The sequence below is a fragment of the Paenibacillus phytohabitans genome, from assembly GCF_013141775.1.
Lineage (GTDB): Bacteria > Bacillota > Bacilli > Paenibacillales > Paenibacillaceae > Paenibacillus_AQ > Paenibacillus_AQ phytohabitans.
In genome coordinates, this window is the sequence record NZ_WHOB01000098.1 from 93,953 (window position 1) to 109,560 (window position 15,608).

10 protein-coding genes and 1 pseudogene are annotated in these 15,608 nt (G+C 36.2%); all 11 read left to right on the forward strand.

The genetic code is table 11. The features are described from left to right. The first annotated feature begins 41 nt into the window (after nt 1–41). The 11 genes and pseudogenes from GC101_RS35470 to GC101_RS35515 all read left to right on the forward strand — a co-directional run bounded on the left by GC101_RS35470 (nt 42) and on the right by GC101_RS35515 (nt 15,546). The gene (locus GC101_RS35470; protein ID WP_171721105.1) at nt 42–809 is read left to right on the forward strand and encodes a hypothetical protein; all 768 of its coding nucleotides are present in this window, start codon (nt 42–44) and stop codon (nt 807–809) included. After that, nucleotides 790–2,856: a DDE-type integrase/transposase/recombinase gene (locus GC101_RS35475; protein WP_171721106.1), complete on the forward strand. Its 2,067-nt coding sequence runs from the start codon at nt 790–792 to the stop codon at nt 2,854–2,856. Before GC101_RS35470 ends, GC101_RS35475 begins: the two co-directional genes overlap by 20 nt. Continuing rightward, nucleotides 2,849–3,790: a TniB family NTP-binding protein gene (locus GC101_RS35480; RefSeq protein WP_171721107.1), complete on the forward strand. Its 942-nt coding sequence runs from the start codon at nt 2,849–2,851 to the stop codon at nt 3,788–3,790. Before GC101_RS35475 ends, GC101_RS35480 begins: the two co-directional genes overlap by 8 nt. A gap of 111 nt (nt 3,791–3,901) precedes the next feature. Next, nucleotides 3,902–5,860 (forward strand): TniQ family protein, encoded by a 1,959-nt coding sequence (locus GC101_RS35485; RefSeq protein WP_171721108.1) that lies wholly within the window; start codon nt 3,902–3,904, stop codon nt 5,858–5,860. Between the two features lie 648 nt (nt 5,861–6,508). Continuing rightward, a pseudogene (locus tag GC101_RS37030) lies at nt 6,509–7,030 on the forward strand (group II intron maturase-specific domain-containing protein); the annotation flags it as partial. Nucleotides 7,031–8,260: 1,230 nt separating this feature from the next. Further along, nucleotides 8,261–9,643 (forward strand): AAA family ATPase, encoded by a 1,383-nt coding sequence (locus GC101_RS35495; RefSeq protein WP_216626876.1) that lies wholly within the window; start codon nt 8,261–8,263, stop codon nt 9,641–9,643. Then, a complete protein-coding gene (locus tag GC101_RS35905; RefSeq protein WP_216626877.1) occupies nt 9,619–10,362 on the forward strand; it encodes a TOPRIM nucleotidyl transferase/hydrolase domain-containing protein in 744 nt (247 codons plus the stop codon). Before GC101_RS35495 ends, GC101_RS35905 begins: the two co-directional genes overlap by 25 nt. Beyond that, nucleotides 10,344–12,437 carry a UvrD-helicase domain-containing protein gene (locus GC101_RS35500; protein WP_171721109.1) on the forward strand — a complete coding sequence of 698 codons (2,094 nt, stop codon included), beginning with the start codon at nt 10,344–10,346 and terminating at the stop codon, nt 12,435–12,437. The genes GC101_RS35905 and GC101_RS35500 overlap by 19 nt, the downstream gene beginning before the upstream one ends. 355 nt (nt 12,438–12,792) lie before the next feature. After that, nucleotides 12,793–13,572 carry a LytTR family transcriptional regulator DNA-binding domain-containing protein gene (locus GC101_RS35505; protein ID WP_171721110.1) on the forward strand — a complete coding sequence of 260 codons (780 nt, stop codon included), beginning with the start codon at nt 12,793–12,795 and terminating at the stop codon, nt 13,570–13,572. A gap of 122 nt (nt 13,573–13,694) precedes the next feature. After that, complete coding sequence (locus tag GC101_RS35510; RefSeq protein WP_171721111.1) at nt 13,695–15,245, forward strand: radical SAM protein; 1,551 nt, start codon at nt 13,695–13,697, stop codon at nt 15,243–15,245. Nucleotides 15,246–15,339: 94 nt separating this feature from the next. After that, nucleotides 15,340–15,546 carry a hypothetical protein gene (locus GC101_RS35515; protein ID WP_171721112.1) on the forward strand — a complete coding sequence of 69 codons (207 nt, stop codon included), beginning with the start codon at nt 15,340–15,342 and terminating at the stop codon, nt 15,544–15,546. Nucleotides 15,547–15,608: the final 62 nt, after the last annotated feature.

Sequence of the window (15,608 nt, forward strand, 5' to 3'; positions counted from 1 at the left end):
GCATTAGAAAGACTCATTAAACGAAAGTAGAGGAAATCAGTATGGATTGGACACATAAAGATTGGACCTTAGAAGATCAACTCTACTCTCCAAAGAGAAGAATAGATAATAAGATTAGCTGGCAGAGACCGCATATTATCGGTTCAATAATCAGTGCGAAAATGGATAATCGTGATGTGGAGTATCATTCCTTAAATGAACAATTGTTTTACTATTTGCTTGAGCTCGATCCTGAAGTTATTCGATATTATGTTCAGCCTGTGGAAATAGCAATCAAGCATCTTGATTCTGAAGGGCAAGAGAAAAGTTGGATGCATGTACCCGATACTCTTGTTTTTCGGCAAAAACAAATTCCCTTACTTGTACAAATTAAAGAAACGCCTGAAGAACAATCCAAAACCTTCTTAAGGTGCAACCGAGCATGTTCATTACATGCTGAAAGAATAGAGTGGAAGTATCAGGTGATTTATCCTAAGACTCTCCCGGAAAAAGTATTAATTAATCTTAAATTTTTATCCCAATTCCGAAAATCACGGAAGTACTATGAACAATGGATTGATCAAGTAATGATTAAAGCTAGTTATTTAGAAGGTGTTAGTATTATTGAGCTAGCGTTAAGTTTTTCCGGAATAACAGACTTTCGTATTATACTTCCAATTATTTACCATTTAATAGCGAAGGGGAAATTAGGGATTGATATCCTAGAAAAAGTTTCAGAACAAAGTAAATTTTCAGCAGTCAATGTAATGAATCCATTTGAGCTAGCTTTTCGGCCGGGAGGTTATCTAGATGAAGTTACACAGTTTTAAGGAAAATATGGAGTTTCAAATAGATGGAATCAGATATAGGGTGTCTGAGATTGATCCACCGAAAGTGTTTGCTGTGGCTACAGGAAATGTTGAAGAAGTAGAGTTTAATTATTTTGAACTCATCAATCAATCAACATTTTATTCTGCTGATACCTTGATTGATAAAGCACTTCAAAAAAGGGAAGAGAAAAGGTATGTTTCACTACTCGACACTTTAGATGAAAAACAAAAAAAAATAGTTCAAGATCGCTTTGACTTAATTGAACCGATGTTATTACTGGGAAAAGCAAAAAGTGGAGATTTTCGAGCATTAACTAAACTTAAAAGTAGATATGGGCAATACTTTGAACAGAAGACATACAATAAAATGTCACAAGAATGTTTAATTGATTTAGTGGCTGGAGTATACAACTTATCTAATCGCACTATCAAACGAAGACTTGCAGGATATCGCAAAGAAGAGTCTTCGCTCCCTAATCAGGGTGAGAATGGATTAATACCTAATGTATTTAAACAAAATTATAATCGGAAAGATTGTAAAATCTTAGAGATATGTCACCCTAAAAAAACAGAACTAGTTCTAGATACTATAAGGGTTAAGCTGCCTGATGAGGTAGTACCTATTATCAAAGAGGTAATCGAGAAGGAGTATCTCACCCTTAAGAAAGATACAGCTACAGCGGTGTTCGAATCGATTGAAGTTAAATGCAGTAAAAAGGGAGTTGATGCTCCTGGTTATGACACGGTATATAAAATATTAAAGAGACTAAGTCCGGAGATCCGTTCAAGAATGAGGGAAGGACGAAAAGGAGAGCAGGCCTACAATGAAGTAACCCGAGGATATTCTAACGAAGAGGCTATGTTTCCGTTACATATTGTTGAAATTGATCACACACAACTGGATATTGATGTGATAGATGAAAAATCCGGATACGTAATCGGAAGACCGTGGATAACTCTTGGAATGGATTTATTCAGCCGAATGGTATGGTGCTTGGATGTTTCCTTTGAACCTCCTTCGGCAAATAAAGTCAGACAAGCTCTAATGCATGGTATTTTCTTCAAAAATGTAAAGAGGAAGTATAACACAATAAATGAATGGGATGTATATGGAATTCCCAATATCATTTACACCGATAATGGCCCGGAATTCAAGAATGCTGATGTTAGACGAATGATTAAAGAAACTTTAAAATCAAACCCGCAATATCGACCGGTCAAAACACCAAGGTATGGTGGAACCATTGAACGCCTTTTCGGTACCATAAATGCTCAACTTATTCACCGATTGGCTGGAACTCGTAAAGGCAGCGTTCAGGAAAAAGGCGATTATGACTCTGAAGCAGAGGCAATATTTACTCTAGAGGATATTCGAGAGCTTTTAACTGTCTATATCACTGATGTTTACCATCATCAAGTTCACAAAGGACTACCGATTTTTTCTCCTGTACCCGTAAAGAGATATTATGACGGGTTAAAGAAAGTTGGTTTTCCTGAATGGATTGATAAGGAAGATGAGGAGTTTTATCGAATGGAGTTGTTGCCAGTAACATTTAGACCATACACGCGCGATGGTGTCCGCTTTGAAAATATTATTTACAAAAGTACTAGTAACGCTAAAGGTTTAGTAAAACCAAGGGAGTTTAAATATAAGATTAAATATAATCATAGCGATGTGTCCATATTACATTTACTAGATTCAGAGAGCGGAGAATATATAGAGTTAAGACCTCAACGGGAAATGTTAGAAGAAACGGAGGGCTTGAATCGATATACATTCACAAAAGTCCTAGAAATAATGAAAGAAAAAGGACTGTTAGAAGCCCGAAAGATTCCTGGAGTTAAAAGTATTAAGGTAGCTAAAGAAATGCTGGCAGAAAGAGTACAGCAGAGGGCCAAAACTAGAAGAAGAGAAAGAGCGCAGGCAACACGAATGAATATGGAACTGCCGAACTCAAGGCCGCCAGCTCCGGCAAAGATACCTAAGGAAATTTCAGTTAGAGAGATGTTAGGAAAGCTCAAAAAGAAGGATGAGAATATTGGATAAACAATCAATAACATTTAAAGCAAAAACCAGTTTTGCAGAGCGGGTTGCAAATCTTCATATTTTGCACCCAAAAGTGCAAAAAATTTGGTCGCTATTGGATTCCATGCGTTATCACAATTCGTTTCAAGGAGGAAAAAGCTCCCCGAGGCATCGCTTTATAATGGGGCTTTCTGGGGTGGGGAAAACTCAAATGGTGGAACGATATGCAGAAAAATATGAAGGGTATACCCAGATTGATGAGATAGGGGATGAAATAGATATACGCCCTGTCTTGTATGTTAATTTACCTGATCCATTTACAATAATGGAATTTTACCAAAGCATTATATATAGTTTGAATGCACCGCAAATTCCAGGTCGGCCATCTATGGGGGACGTCAAAAGACAAGTTTTCACTTTACTGAAAATGCAGAAAGTTGAAATGGTTGTTTTGGATGAAATGGACCATATACTGGTATCACGCTACGTTAAAAATGAAGAGGCAATGAGTGCTATAAAACATCTTACTAACTTCGGAAAGGTATCTGTCATTTGTGTGGGTACACCGGAAATTGAAAAATTAAGAAAATTAGACTCACAGTATTTCCGCAGAAAACCTCCTACAAAACTGGAGCGATTTAAAGAGTGTGATGAAGAATTTCTTCAATTACTGGCTTCGATAGAGGAACAACTGCTGCCTCCCAAACCATTATTTTTATCAGATTTATCCGCTGATATGCCTCTCCCACAAGTCCTTCATAAAATTAGCTATGGGTTAGTCGGATATCTTACACCAATTCTCCAGGAAGCTTTTCTTCTTTTGGGAGTATTTGAACCCGATTTTGATGAGGATACTTCTGTGTTAGATCTGGGCCTAGTTTTGGAGGAGGCATATACCAATATTATCGGTGAGGTTGCAGAAGAGGAATTGAAGAAGATGATTCTGATAGATTAATAATATAAAAGGTGAGCTTAAAAATGGAAGTTGTATAAAGCGGTTAGGGCTTTCTACAACTTTGATTTTTTTGTGTTTTAATTTTAATAAATAGATTTAAGAGGTGGAATAGTGAAATTTGGTATTAGACTAAAACCATTGGAGTTTGAATCATTGACCGGATATTTAGAAAGAGTTTCGGAAAAAAATGGTATGCCGTTCCTTAAATTAGCTGAAATTGTATGCAAACTAAAAAAATATAGAAATAGAGATATTAATTCATACGAATTATTTTCAGGACTAAATATTAACTTAGATCTTACAGCGAAAATTGTGGATTTACCAAAAGAAGTTTTAAACTCTATGACGATGCAACCTATCTATAATCTTTTTCGTTCATATTGGTCTGAACGTTCAGAAGGCTCTTTCCAAATGATGTTGAATACAAATAAAAGATTTTTTTGCCCTATATGTTTAGCTGAGGGGGTGACTCATCTTTTATTATGGCAGGTTGATGAGATAAAAATGTGTAATAAACATCATATTAAACTTCAAGATCAATGTTATTGTTGCTCTCAAACTCAACCCTACATGAATTTAGGAAAGAAAACCCGCAGGTATTGTAATGTCTGTGAGGCGGATTTATCAATCCAAGATCCAGGCGGAAAAGTATCGGCAGCAATAGTTGATGAACAATTGGAAACATACAGTAATTGGATTTATTTAAGGGGAGAACAAATTAAGAAAACTCCGGCGTTCCTAGATGATGTATCTGCCTACTGTTCGAGGCTTCTATATGTAATAAAAAATCAAGAGACCGTTCATACTCAAAGTAAAATTGAATACTTAAATCCCGATATACGTGTGATTTTGCGATGTCTAAGAACTATGAGGGAGAAGGATGCTTGTACATTACATCGTATTTTGCGTATTCTTAAGCAACAAAATCTTTCAATGGAGAAATTTTCAAATATACTCGTGCCTTTGACATACGTGCAAAGCTTATCCAATAGATTAAGCCCTTCTAAAAAAAACTTTGGTGTATGTTTAGCGCCATGGTGCACTTCATATCAAAGTAATGAAAAAATGATTGCAATTGTGAGAACTATTAATATGATGATTAAAAAAGGAACTCATTTTTATGATCCAGCTATATGTCTTAGTTGTAGCTTGATATATGCGAGAAGTAGTGAGTTTGTTTGGACAGAAATGAATGATTATATATTAAAGGGATATAAAACGGTACTACCTCTTATTGAGGATGGACACGCTCCTTATGCGGTATACAAGCAAACAGGTGTAGATGTTGATATCATTTATAAATGGCTTGGTTATTTTGCGAATAGAAAAATCATGCATAAATCTATGATAGATCAATACACGCCTAAATTTAATGATAATAAATGTTTGGATGATATTAAATATATTAACAATATGAAGAAAACAAATAAATCTCATCTTGCTAAAGAATATTACGGCTGGAGCAAACGAGAGTATTATTATTTTTATGCTGACAAGAAAGTTATGGAGTATTTCGCTTTAAACATAAAGCCGAAAAAAGGAAATAGACCACAACGGAAATCTCGTCAAGTTAAGGAACAGCTAGAACAGTATTTAGAGAGTAATACACCGATTACTATACTAAAGGTTACTTCAGCACTTGATATTTCTGAAGGTTGGTTGAGATCGAATAACTATATTGGGTTGATTAGAGAGTTTCAATATAAGCAACGAGAGCGCAGCAAGATTGAGTTATATCAAAAAATAACGGAGCATATAGCAAAAAGTCGCTATAGTAGAGGGTTATACATAAATAAGTTTTTAAATAGCATTGGATTCGATATGGTATATATTGATAAAAATTATCCGGAATTTCGTGGATGGTTTAAGGAACAACAAGCAGAACATATAAGGAACTATAATAAGTACATTGAAAAACAATTGGCAGATCAGACTGAAGTAATTATTAAGGAATTTAAAGACCAGGGAAAAACTATTACGAATTCAGCACTAGCAAAAAAATTGAATGTGGCAATTAAAACAATTAAAAAAAATCATTATATTATGAAACTATTGGGCAATCATGTTTGAATATTATTATAATAAAAAAACAGGTTCTACAGTATACTTCTGAAAGAGTACTTATAAAAATTACTTAGCCTTAAATTGAACCCCAAGTCATTAATGACCTGGGGTTTCTTGTATATACGCCCAGCATGGGCGCCCACCGCCAGGTGGAACCTGAAGGAAGCCGGAGGTAAAAGCAAGACCTGAGGTATACAAATACAATTGGAGACGGTGCAGCTGGATGAGTCACCATTATATGGCGAAATTCAAAACTGGCAAGGGCTGCAGCCGTAAATTTGGGCAGGTGCGAGCGGAAAGATGACGTTCTTATCTGGGGAGACCCGCCGGATAGGTAAGGAAAAAAACTTGGTACCGTAGCCTAGTCAGCAGAGCCCATAGTGTCCGTAAGTTGTTGCAACAGCTTACGGAAGGGGATGAAACGAAAGGAGAGAGGAAATCGATGCGTTCGTATGAAGAGGGGCGACAGCGGAATATCTTGCAAGAGGCCTTGCGTCAAAGAGAAGCGGTGAAGCCGTCGGTATGTCGGAGCGCCGAAAAAACATTGGAAATCGGTGAAAGCCGAACTTCTTGCGGGGGCTTACAGACCTGCGCCAGTCAAGCGGGGAACCCGGAGACGGGTACGGATGTTAGGCATTCCGACTCTAATGGACCCTTCTTTGTGCGATTAAGCGAGCATGCGAACGGGGCCTGAAATAGGTTAGCCGATTTGTAGAAGGAAAGTTGAAACTGAAAGTGAAGCGGGAGAAAAGTGTGGTAGCCAGACCGTGGCACCGGAAGTTCTTAAGATACCGTTTCCTAAATCAGAAACAGGCTACGATTCGACTAGCCCCAAAAACTCTTTCAAAAGTTAAAGAAAGAGTTCGCGAGCTACCGAAACGAACATGGCCCATTTCAATCGAAGAACGGATCAGCTGACTGAACCGGTATTTAACAAGGTAGATCGGCTATTTCCATCTGGCGTTAGCTAAGAAACACTTCTAAACGCTTGACCAGTGGGTTCGGAGAAGGCTCCGAATGTGTCTATGGAAGCAATGGAAACGAGTACGCATACGAATCCGCGAACTCCGGAAGTGTGGGGTTCCAGAGTGGGCCTGTTTTATGATGGCTAACTAGAGACGAGGCACATGGGATATGTCTCTGAACACGAATGATGCCCTTCCGACATCCTATTAGGGAGTGAAAGGACTGAAAGAGATTTTATTACGCGAAATCCGGCGTAATGTTTTGGATTCGCATAACCATAATGGATAAATATGGATGATAGAAGAAGCGATTCCATCGTATAATATTATATTTCAAGTATTCTGGAAGACAAGGGTATAGCCAACTTTTTGATGCAACAAGTGCTATCCCTAAATAAGCTTGCTTACTGTACAAGTCGTGCCAAAACAACGTTACAGAATCGCCGAATCAGGAATTAGTAACAAATTCTTCAGCACAGCTTTCTTCAAAACCCTCCCAACTATTTGTTAAAACCATATGAGTGGACAAATTTGATTTTTTTGGCTAATATAATTTATAACCGAATATTTTAATTGGAGAAGCACTTCAGTGTAGGCATAGAATATGCCACATTGAAGTGCTTTTTTATTCGGAATCTATATGATGATTGAAGGAGCGATTTTTAATGGATGTTAAAATGGAAGAGTTTATTCGACATACTGTCATACTGATGGTCTACGTAGGTCTTACAGTTTCAGTTCACAAGTATTTTGAAATGTACGGGTACACATTTTTTACTGTAATGATGTTTCTGAGTTTCGCATATGTAAAAGGTAAAATAATTCCATTTTCAAGTGTATGGCGGCAGGCAAAGCTAACAATAAATAAAATCAAGTAATCTGTGTTTTAGAGAATAACTTCTTTGATGAAAAAACGTTAGAAAAACAGCACTAAGTTAAGGTTGATATTCACTATTTATATATTTTAAGAAGTACCTTTAAATAGACAATCAGTCTAAAAGCCATGAGATTAACTTTAATAATATTAAAATTATACTGGCGCGCATTCCAGAGCTTAGGGATGTGCGCTATTTTATTTAGTTGTTTCTTTAAAAAATGTAATCATAACAATGGTTACTAAAAGCCCCTGAACATTTATATAACGATCACGGATAAACCTGGCTAAATAATATCTTTGTGGTCATTATGTAAGGCAACATTTGCTTCGTTAAGATTAAGTTATTGGATATACGAGCATAAGCCTTTTGAGTATTGAATAGCAAAAAAAGGTGATTCAACGACCTTGGTCCTAAATTTTAGGACCAAGGTCGCTGAATTTTAAAAGTTGATCTTTAATATGGGAAAAAATATATAAAATGTAACTGAATATGATTCTCTATTGTTATACGATGAGATGAAAGAGTCAGAAACGAGTTTTAAGAATCTAATCGGAGGTTAGGAAATGAGACTAGTCAATGTTGAGGTTAAAAACTATCGACTGCTTCATAACTTAAGTGGAGCTAATAATGTTCAAATAGACCCAAGCACTACACTAATTGTAGGGAAAAACAATTCTGGAAAAACATCATTCACAAACATTTTTAATATATTCCTAAGGCAAAATGGTAAGTTTGAATGGTCCGATTTTTCTTCAAACTCCCATTCCGAATTTAGAAAAATGTATCAGAATTATTGTGAATCCAAAGAACTAGAAACAGAAGATGATTTTTTTAAAAATTGCTCTATAGGTAACCTTTCAATCGAAATGTTGTTAACTATTGAATATAGTGATCAGGATAATTGGAGTAATATCAGACCATTACTAACATCTTTAGATGATTCAAACCAATTAAAGATTTTATTTTCGTATGCGCTGGAGCAACCAGAAAAATTCTTTCAACAACTTCATAAGTTAAAAATAAAAAATAAAGAGAAAGATGTTATTGAACATGTAGAAAAGATATTTGATAGTTACTTTAAGTTTGTTGTTCGCCCATACGATAGGGATGTAGACACTTCAGTGATCAGTATTGCAGATATAAAGAAGATTATTGGAACAACCTTTATTGCTGCACAAAGAGAAGTGGATGATGGGAATTCTAAAAGTAGTTCTAAATTATCCTCTGTGTTTCAAAGGGAATATAGAAATAGGTCAATAAAATCAGAAAATAAAGAAGATCAAGAATTAGAATTAAGTGCTTTAAATGAGGAGATTATTAATGCTAATAGTGGCATTGATAAAAAGTTGGATGATTTTTTTAGGGAATATATTAGTTCCTATGCTACTTTTGGGTATCCCAATTTACAGGATTCAGAACTAACGTTGAAAGCTAATATGACTGTAACAAATTTATTTCAAAGTATTAGGCTCTTCTATAAAGATAGTGAGCACATGTTACCTGAAAAATATAACGGACTTGGATATAGTAACTTAATTTATATCATATCTGAAATACTTAGTTTTAAAGCAATGATTCAAGAGAATGGGACTGATCTGAATTTAATCTTTGTTGAGGAGCCAGAAGCACACATGCATCCTCAATTACAGAGTATTCTTATACAAAGAATTAATTATTTTTTGAAAGAACATAAAATTAATGCTCAAGTTATAATTACTACTCATTCATCCCATATTGTTTCAAACTCAAGTTTTGAAAGTATTAGATATTTTTTTAGAAGAAATAATAAGTGCGTAGCAGTTAAAGATATGATGAAGTTTTCTGTTAGTAATCAAACAGGTATTAAAGATGAAGAAGATAATGAATATGATGTTGATACACTTCAATTTTTAAAGAGATACATAACTATGGTGAAATTGACATGTTTTTTGCTGATAAAATTGTGATGATTGAGGGACTTTGCGAAAGATTGCTTATGCCAATGTTTTTTGAAAAGGTAGATAAAAACCTTCTAACAAAAAATCCTACGGTTAAAATATTGTCCGAACAATATATATCGGTAATTGAAGTGAATGGAGCATATATGCATAAGTTTAAAGAATTTCTTGAATTCTTAGAGGTAAAGACTTTAATTATTACTGATATAGACTGTTGTATTAGTTCAGAGGTTAAAAAGGATGGGATTGTTCAAAAGAACTCGAATGGTAGTGTGAAAACAAGATTGAAAAAAAATGAGGTGATTATGAAACAGCTCTCTAAGTTGGTGACAACTAACCCGACGCTTAAGGGATGGATTCCTGGATCTGTAGCAATAGACGATCTGCTAAAGCACACTGTAAACGATCATGATAAAATCTCTGTTGCTTATCAGAGAAATGTGTCGCTCGATTCCGATAAAGTAAAATGCGGGAGAACTTTTGAAGAGGCATTTATAATTGATAATGCTAAATTTATTTTTAATAATAAAGGCTTAATGAGTAGTATTTCTAATGTTATTCGTCCTTTTTTAAGTGAAGAGGATATATGGAATAATTCTTATAAAATATATGATTATATAGACAAAAGTGATAAAAAATCTAATTTTGCATTTGATTTAATGTATTTAAAGGAATGGAACGTTCCTTCATATATTGAGGAGGGGCTATCATGGCTAGCATCGGAGTAGTTGATCAGGTGTACGAATGCATTGATAATAGTGAAAGTTTCATCATTGAGGCTGGAGCTGGAAGTGGGAAAACTTGGACTTTAGTAAAAGCGTTAGAGTATATTATCCAGAAGGAAGAAAAACGATTTCAAAAGCAACATAGAAAAGTGGCTTGTATAACTTATACTAATGTTGCAAAAGAAGAAATAATTAGTCGTATTAATGGAAATGAAATTGTTGAAGTTAAGACCATTCATGATTTTCTTTGGAAGATAATAGAGCCATTCCAAAAAGAACTTAAACAAGAACTCCTTTTGTATATAAATTCTAAAATTCAAAAGAATTTAGAAATTTTAAGTAAATCCAAAGAAACAACCCAAAAATATAAGAATGCTCGTGACGAGAATGAAAAGTACCAAGAACGAATTGAGTCATTAACGAAGCTAAAATCTAGGATTCAATATAAAGATAACGCCAATTATAAAAAAGGTATTATTTCGCATGATGTAATGCTTGAGTTGAGTATTAATATAATAAATAATAACAAAAAGTTATTAAAAATAATTCAAGATACTTATCCGGTAATCTTCATTGATGAATATCAAGATACAAAGTCTGCAGTGGCTAAACTCTTAATAGAACATATAAAACCATCTACAAGCATTTTATTCGGATTATTTGGGGACTATTATCAGCAGATCTACAATGGGACAGTTGGGAGAGTTGATGCAAATCTTCATAAATTCAAACCTATTTTGAAAAGCGAAAATTACCGTTCCTCAGATGTGATTATATCAATTCTTAATAGAATTCGAACAGATGATTTGGAACAGATACCCTCGGGCACCGCAAAAGAAGGGAAGAGTCATTTCTACTATATTAATAATCGAGAGCTAGATACTGAAAAATTTATAAAAGAACGTATTAGTTTGGATTTTTCATTAGATGCTTCAGATAATATGAAGAAACTATTTCTTGTAACTAAAGCGATCGCCAAAAAAAATGGTTATATTGAATTACATGAGTTATATGATGAAGACGACAGTGCAACATACAAAGTGGGGCAAATCAAATCTGGTTTTATAGGTATGCTTCGTTCAAATAAGCGAGATGTTAGCCAGATCTCAAGAATAATATTTGACATGCTTCCTACAGAAATTCAAATAGCTATTGATAATGGGAGCTTACAAAATAATGATGATGAATTTATTGATGCTTTTAATAAGTATATCGTAAAAAATAAAAAGTTTAATGAGCTTGAAATATTTGACGATTCAATCGTTCAGTCATTTGAGAAGAGTCAGAAAAGCGAAATTATAAATAGAATATTACTTGAAACCTATTTTCCGGGATTATTTTCCAAATACAGCTTATCAAGAGCAAGAAGAGCAAAAAGCAAGGATATGTTACTTAAAAATGCATCTAATAGAGATTGCATCTTTGCAAATTTTTTATTTGACATTGAGGAAGTTATTGAATTATACCAGACTGATAAGGTTCAACAGCTACTAAAAAAGACAGCATTTGAGCTTAATAATATTCAAGATAAATTGAGGTTAAATGAACTACTATTGGAACTGATTTCTTTATCTGATAAAGGCAAGATCTCTGAAGTGTTGGATTTTGTTAATGAAAATCGAATACTGGAGTATTCCAACAAGTTAAAAGATGCATTTAATAATGAATCTATGAAAGATTCATTTTATGAAGATCTTATGGAGCTAGAATATATACAATTTAGATTCTTGCATAATACGGTCAAAGATACCTCTCCATTTTCCACAAACCATGGAACTAAAGGGGCAGAGTTTAACAATGTAGTATGTTTTATAGATGATAATGATTGGAATTCATATAGTCTAAATAAGTACTTAGAGGGCCGTCCGGATATAGGAGCTATTAGTACCAACACTTTTGATATACAGACAAGAACAAGAAACTTGTTTTATGTTATATGCTCTCGAGCAAAGCATAATCTAGCTATTGTTGTTATGTCTGAAATGTCTTCGAAAAGCATTGCTGAAGCCAAAAGCTTATTTGGTGAGGGGAATTTCATTGATTGTTTTGCAGGTCAACAGCAATTACAATCAAATTAAGTATTACTCATAAATCTAAACGATAAATGCCAAATGACGTTACAGGAATCAACCGGTTATGCCAAAGATCGTTACAAGTTATGCCAAAATTACGTTACAGAATCGCCGAAATAAGGCCTTTTTAGTGACAAGATAAATTACAACTCACAATATGAGTTAGACATTGGAACGGGCCTATACATGTAGTCCTGATGCTCAAGAAACCCTTGAGGCATCAGGATTTTTTTTGGTTTCTTGCAGTCAAAATATAGGGAGATATTCCCACTTGGTGTTATATCTAATTGCATTTTTGAGTAAAAATGGTATAAATAATAAATATAGGGATCTCTAAAACGGATACTAGAGGTGAAATTGTATGTATAACATAGTGCTTTATGATGAAAATGATAGTTTCCTGGAGAAACTGCAACAGACTCTAATCGGAATTTTGGGCAAGATGAAGTGCGAATACAGTATTGAGAAATGGAGTGATCCACAAACTATACTGGGTAATATTGAGGTACGGAATAAGAGTTGTAATATTATCTTTCTGGGAATAGACAGTGATTCCGGGCAAGTCTTTCGCACAGCCGAAATACTCAATGCCAGAGATCATGATTATATTCTGATTCTGGTCTCAACCAGCTGCGAGCAAGCCGTTGAAGGATATAAATACGGGGCTTACAGGTGGATTGTTAAAAATAATCTGCGAAGTGGGGTGGCCGAGGCCATTCACAGCTTAGATATCCTGATTGGAGGAAGCCGGAATGAGGGGGAGCCTCTGATCAGGTTCAAGTACCTTAATAATGAAGACTATGATTATATCAGCGTGCGTGAACGGGATATCATTCAGCTGTACAAAAAAAACAGGAGGGTTATTATGACCACTCCGCACGGGAATTATGAGCTGCTGCAGTATACCTTGAATTATTATAAGAAGTTGATCAACAACCCGAATTTCATTATCGCTTCCCGGTCACACTTGATTAATCTTGTTCATATTGAGGAACTGCGGGGGGATTTCTTTCAATTATCCGATGGGCAAACGATATGTATAGGGTCGGAAGGCCGTGTGAAGCAGCAGGTGAAGAAGGAGTATCTGAATTATGTAGATAGCTGCAAAAAATACAATTTCGCACAAAAATGTTTTATTTAAGAAGTAATATGCGCTAATAATAGAAAAACAGAGTGTTACGCAAATGAATAGATGGTTTTGGCTTAATATTGTGAAATAATTCACCACAAACCCATGATTATGAAGGAGGCATTTATCTCACTATGGGCTATGAAACAAAGAACGCAATTGCTTTCTTGGAAAACTTACATACGGATTATTGGTCCCGTTTAGGAACCGTCTTTGAAACAGAAGACAATCAGTATTTCTATGATACGGGGACAGGTAAAGTATTTGCCTGTGATCCCGCGGAATATGCGGTGCTTGCATGTTTGCTCAATACCTCAGACCCTGCCGAAATAACCGGACTGGAGCTGGAGGAGAGAGCGTTGACGAGGGCACTGGATACTATATTGTTGCTGGTGGATCAAGAAAAAATCCTGCAGGCGCCTGAATTCAAAAGTTTTGTCATACCGGAGAAAGCTGAGCTGCCGGGGATCATACAGGGCGGCATTGAACAAATCATTATAGAACTGACTGAGAAATGCAATCTGAGATGCAAATATTGTCTTTATCAGGAAGATAACGTGGACACCCGCAATTTCTCCAAGCAGGACATGGATTGGGAGGTTGCCCGGAAAGCGCTCGATTATATCTCGCATAACGTGGGCAAAGAGCTGGCGCTTACATTTTACGGAGGGGAGCCGCTGGTTAACTTTAAGCTGATGAAGCAATGCATCGAATATAGCAAATCCATTATGCCTGGTGTGAACATCCCTGTCTCTTTCACTACCAACTTAACACTGGTCACTGATGAAATTGCTGCTTATCTGGCAACGCTGGATCAATGTTCGGTCTTGTGCAGCCTGGATGGACCGGAGCATGTTCATGATTACTTCCGCGTAACGGTGGGGGGAAAGGGTTCGTTTCATCAGGCTCTACGGGGGCTTAAACGGTTAGTTAAGGCATTCGAGGGGAAGGCGCGGCATACGCTGGGGATTAATGCGGTTCTCTGTCCGCCCTACAGTAAGCCACGGTTTGATGAGGTGAATGACTTCTTCAAGACGCTGGAGTGGCTGCCCAAGGACACTAAAATTGATTGTTCATATGTCGATACGGGAACGCTTGACTGGTCCAAGCTGGGACATGTGAAGACAACTCTAGGGGATGGGGATTTCTATAGTGATGATGAACGAACCGATCCATTAGGCAAATGGGCTGAATATACGCTGGATTCTGATCAGGATGAAAGAGGCCTGGCCAAAGAGCTAAGCCAGAATAAATTGCTGAGAATTCACAACAGAGTGATCACCGATGAACCCTTATTGGGAATCCGCATGAATGGATGCTGTATTCCCGGCCGGAGAAGGCTCTATGTAACCACTGACGGTAAATTTAAGGTGTGCGAAAAAATGGCTAATTCACCCTATATAGGGGATGTGGAGGCAGGAATTGATATCGATGCCTTAAATAAATATTACTTCGAAGAATACACGGAAAAATCTATTAAGCATTGCTCCAATTGCTGGGCAGCCCGCCTGTGCAGTATCTGTTATGCGCCTTGTTATCAGGAAAACGGCTTGGATGAGGAGAAGAAACAATCTCAATGTTACGGCGAAAGGGCCTCCATGAAAATGTCGCTGAAACGGTATCATCAATTAATTGAGAAGAGTCCTGAGAAACTGGAGTATTTCAATGAGATAACCGTATCGTAATTGTGGTAAACATGGTAGCAATAACGCTCTTCATGTGACGACAGGCAGGGTGTTATTCCTATAAATTTCAATGACCTGAGGAGTTGTGATCAAGATGAAACTGATTAATCCGGTAGGCAGAACAACCAAAATGGATTCACAAGCATTCTATGGCATGGACCCTATGTCAGGCTGTATTTGTTCTGGGTTTGCAGTAGTTTCGTTCTTTGCAGCAAAATTTGATGGCGGAAATTGTAACTGTCAATGTTCTGGAGGAAGCGAAAACAGTTCAGCTAACAGTGCAGTAGCGCGTCGGGCCTAATTAATTCCACAGCATCATATGAAACAGAGCCACTATTCCTAAGATGAGGTAGGGGCTCTGTT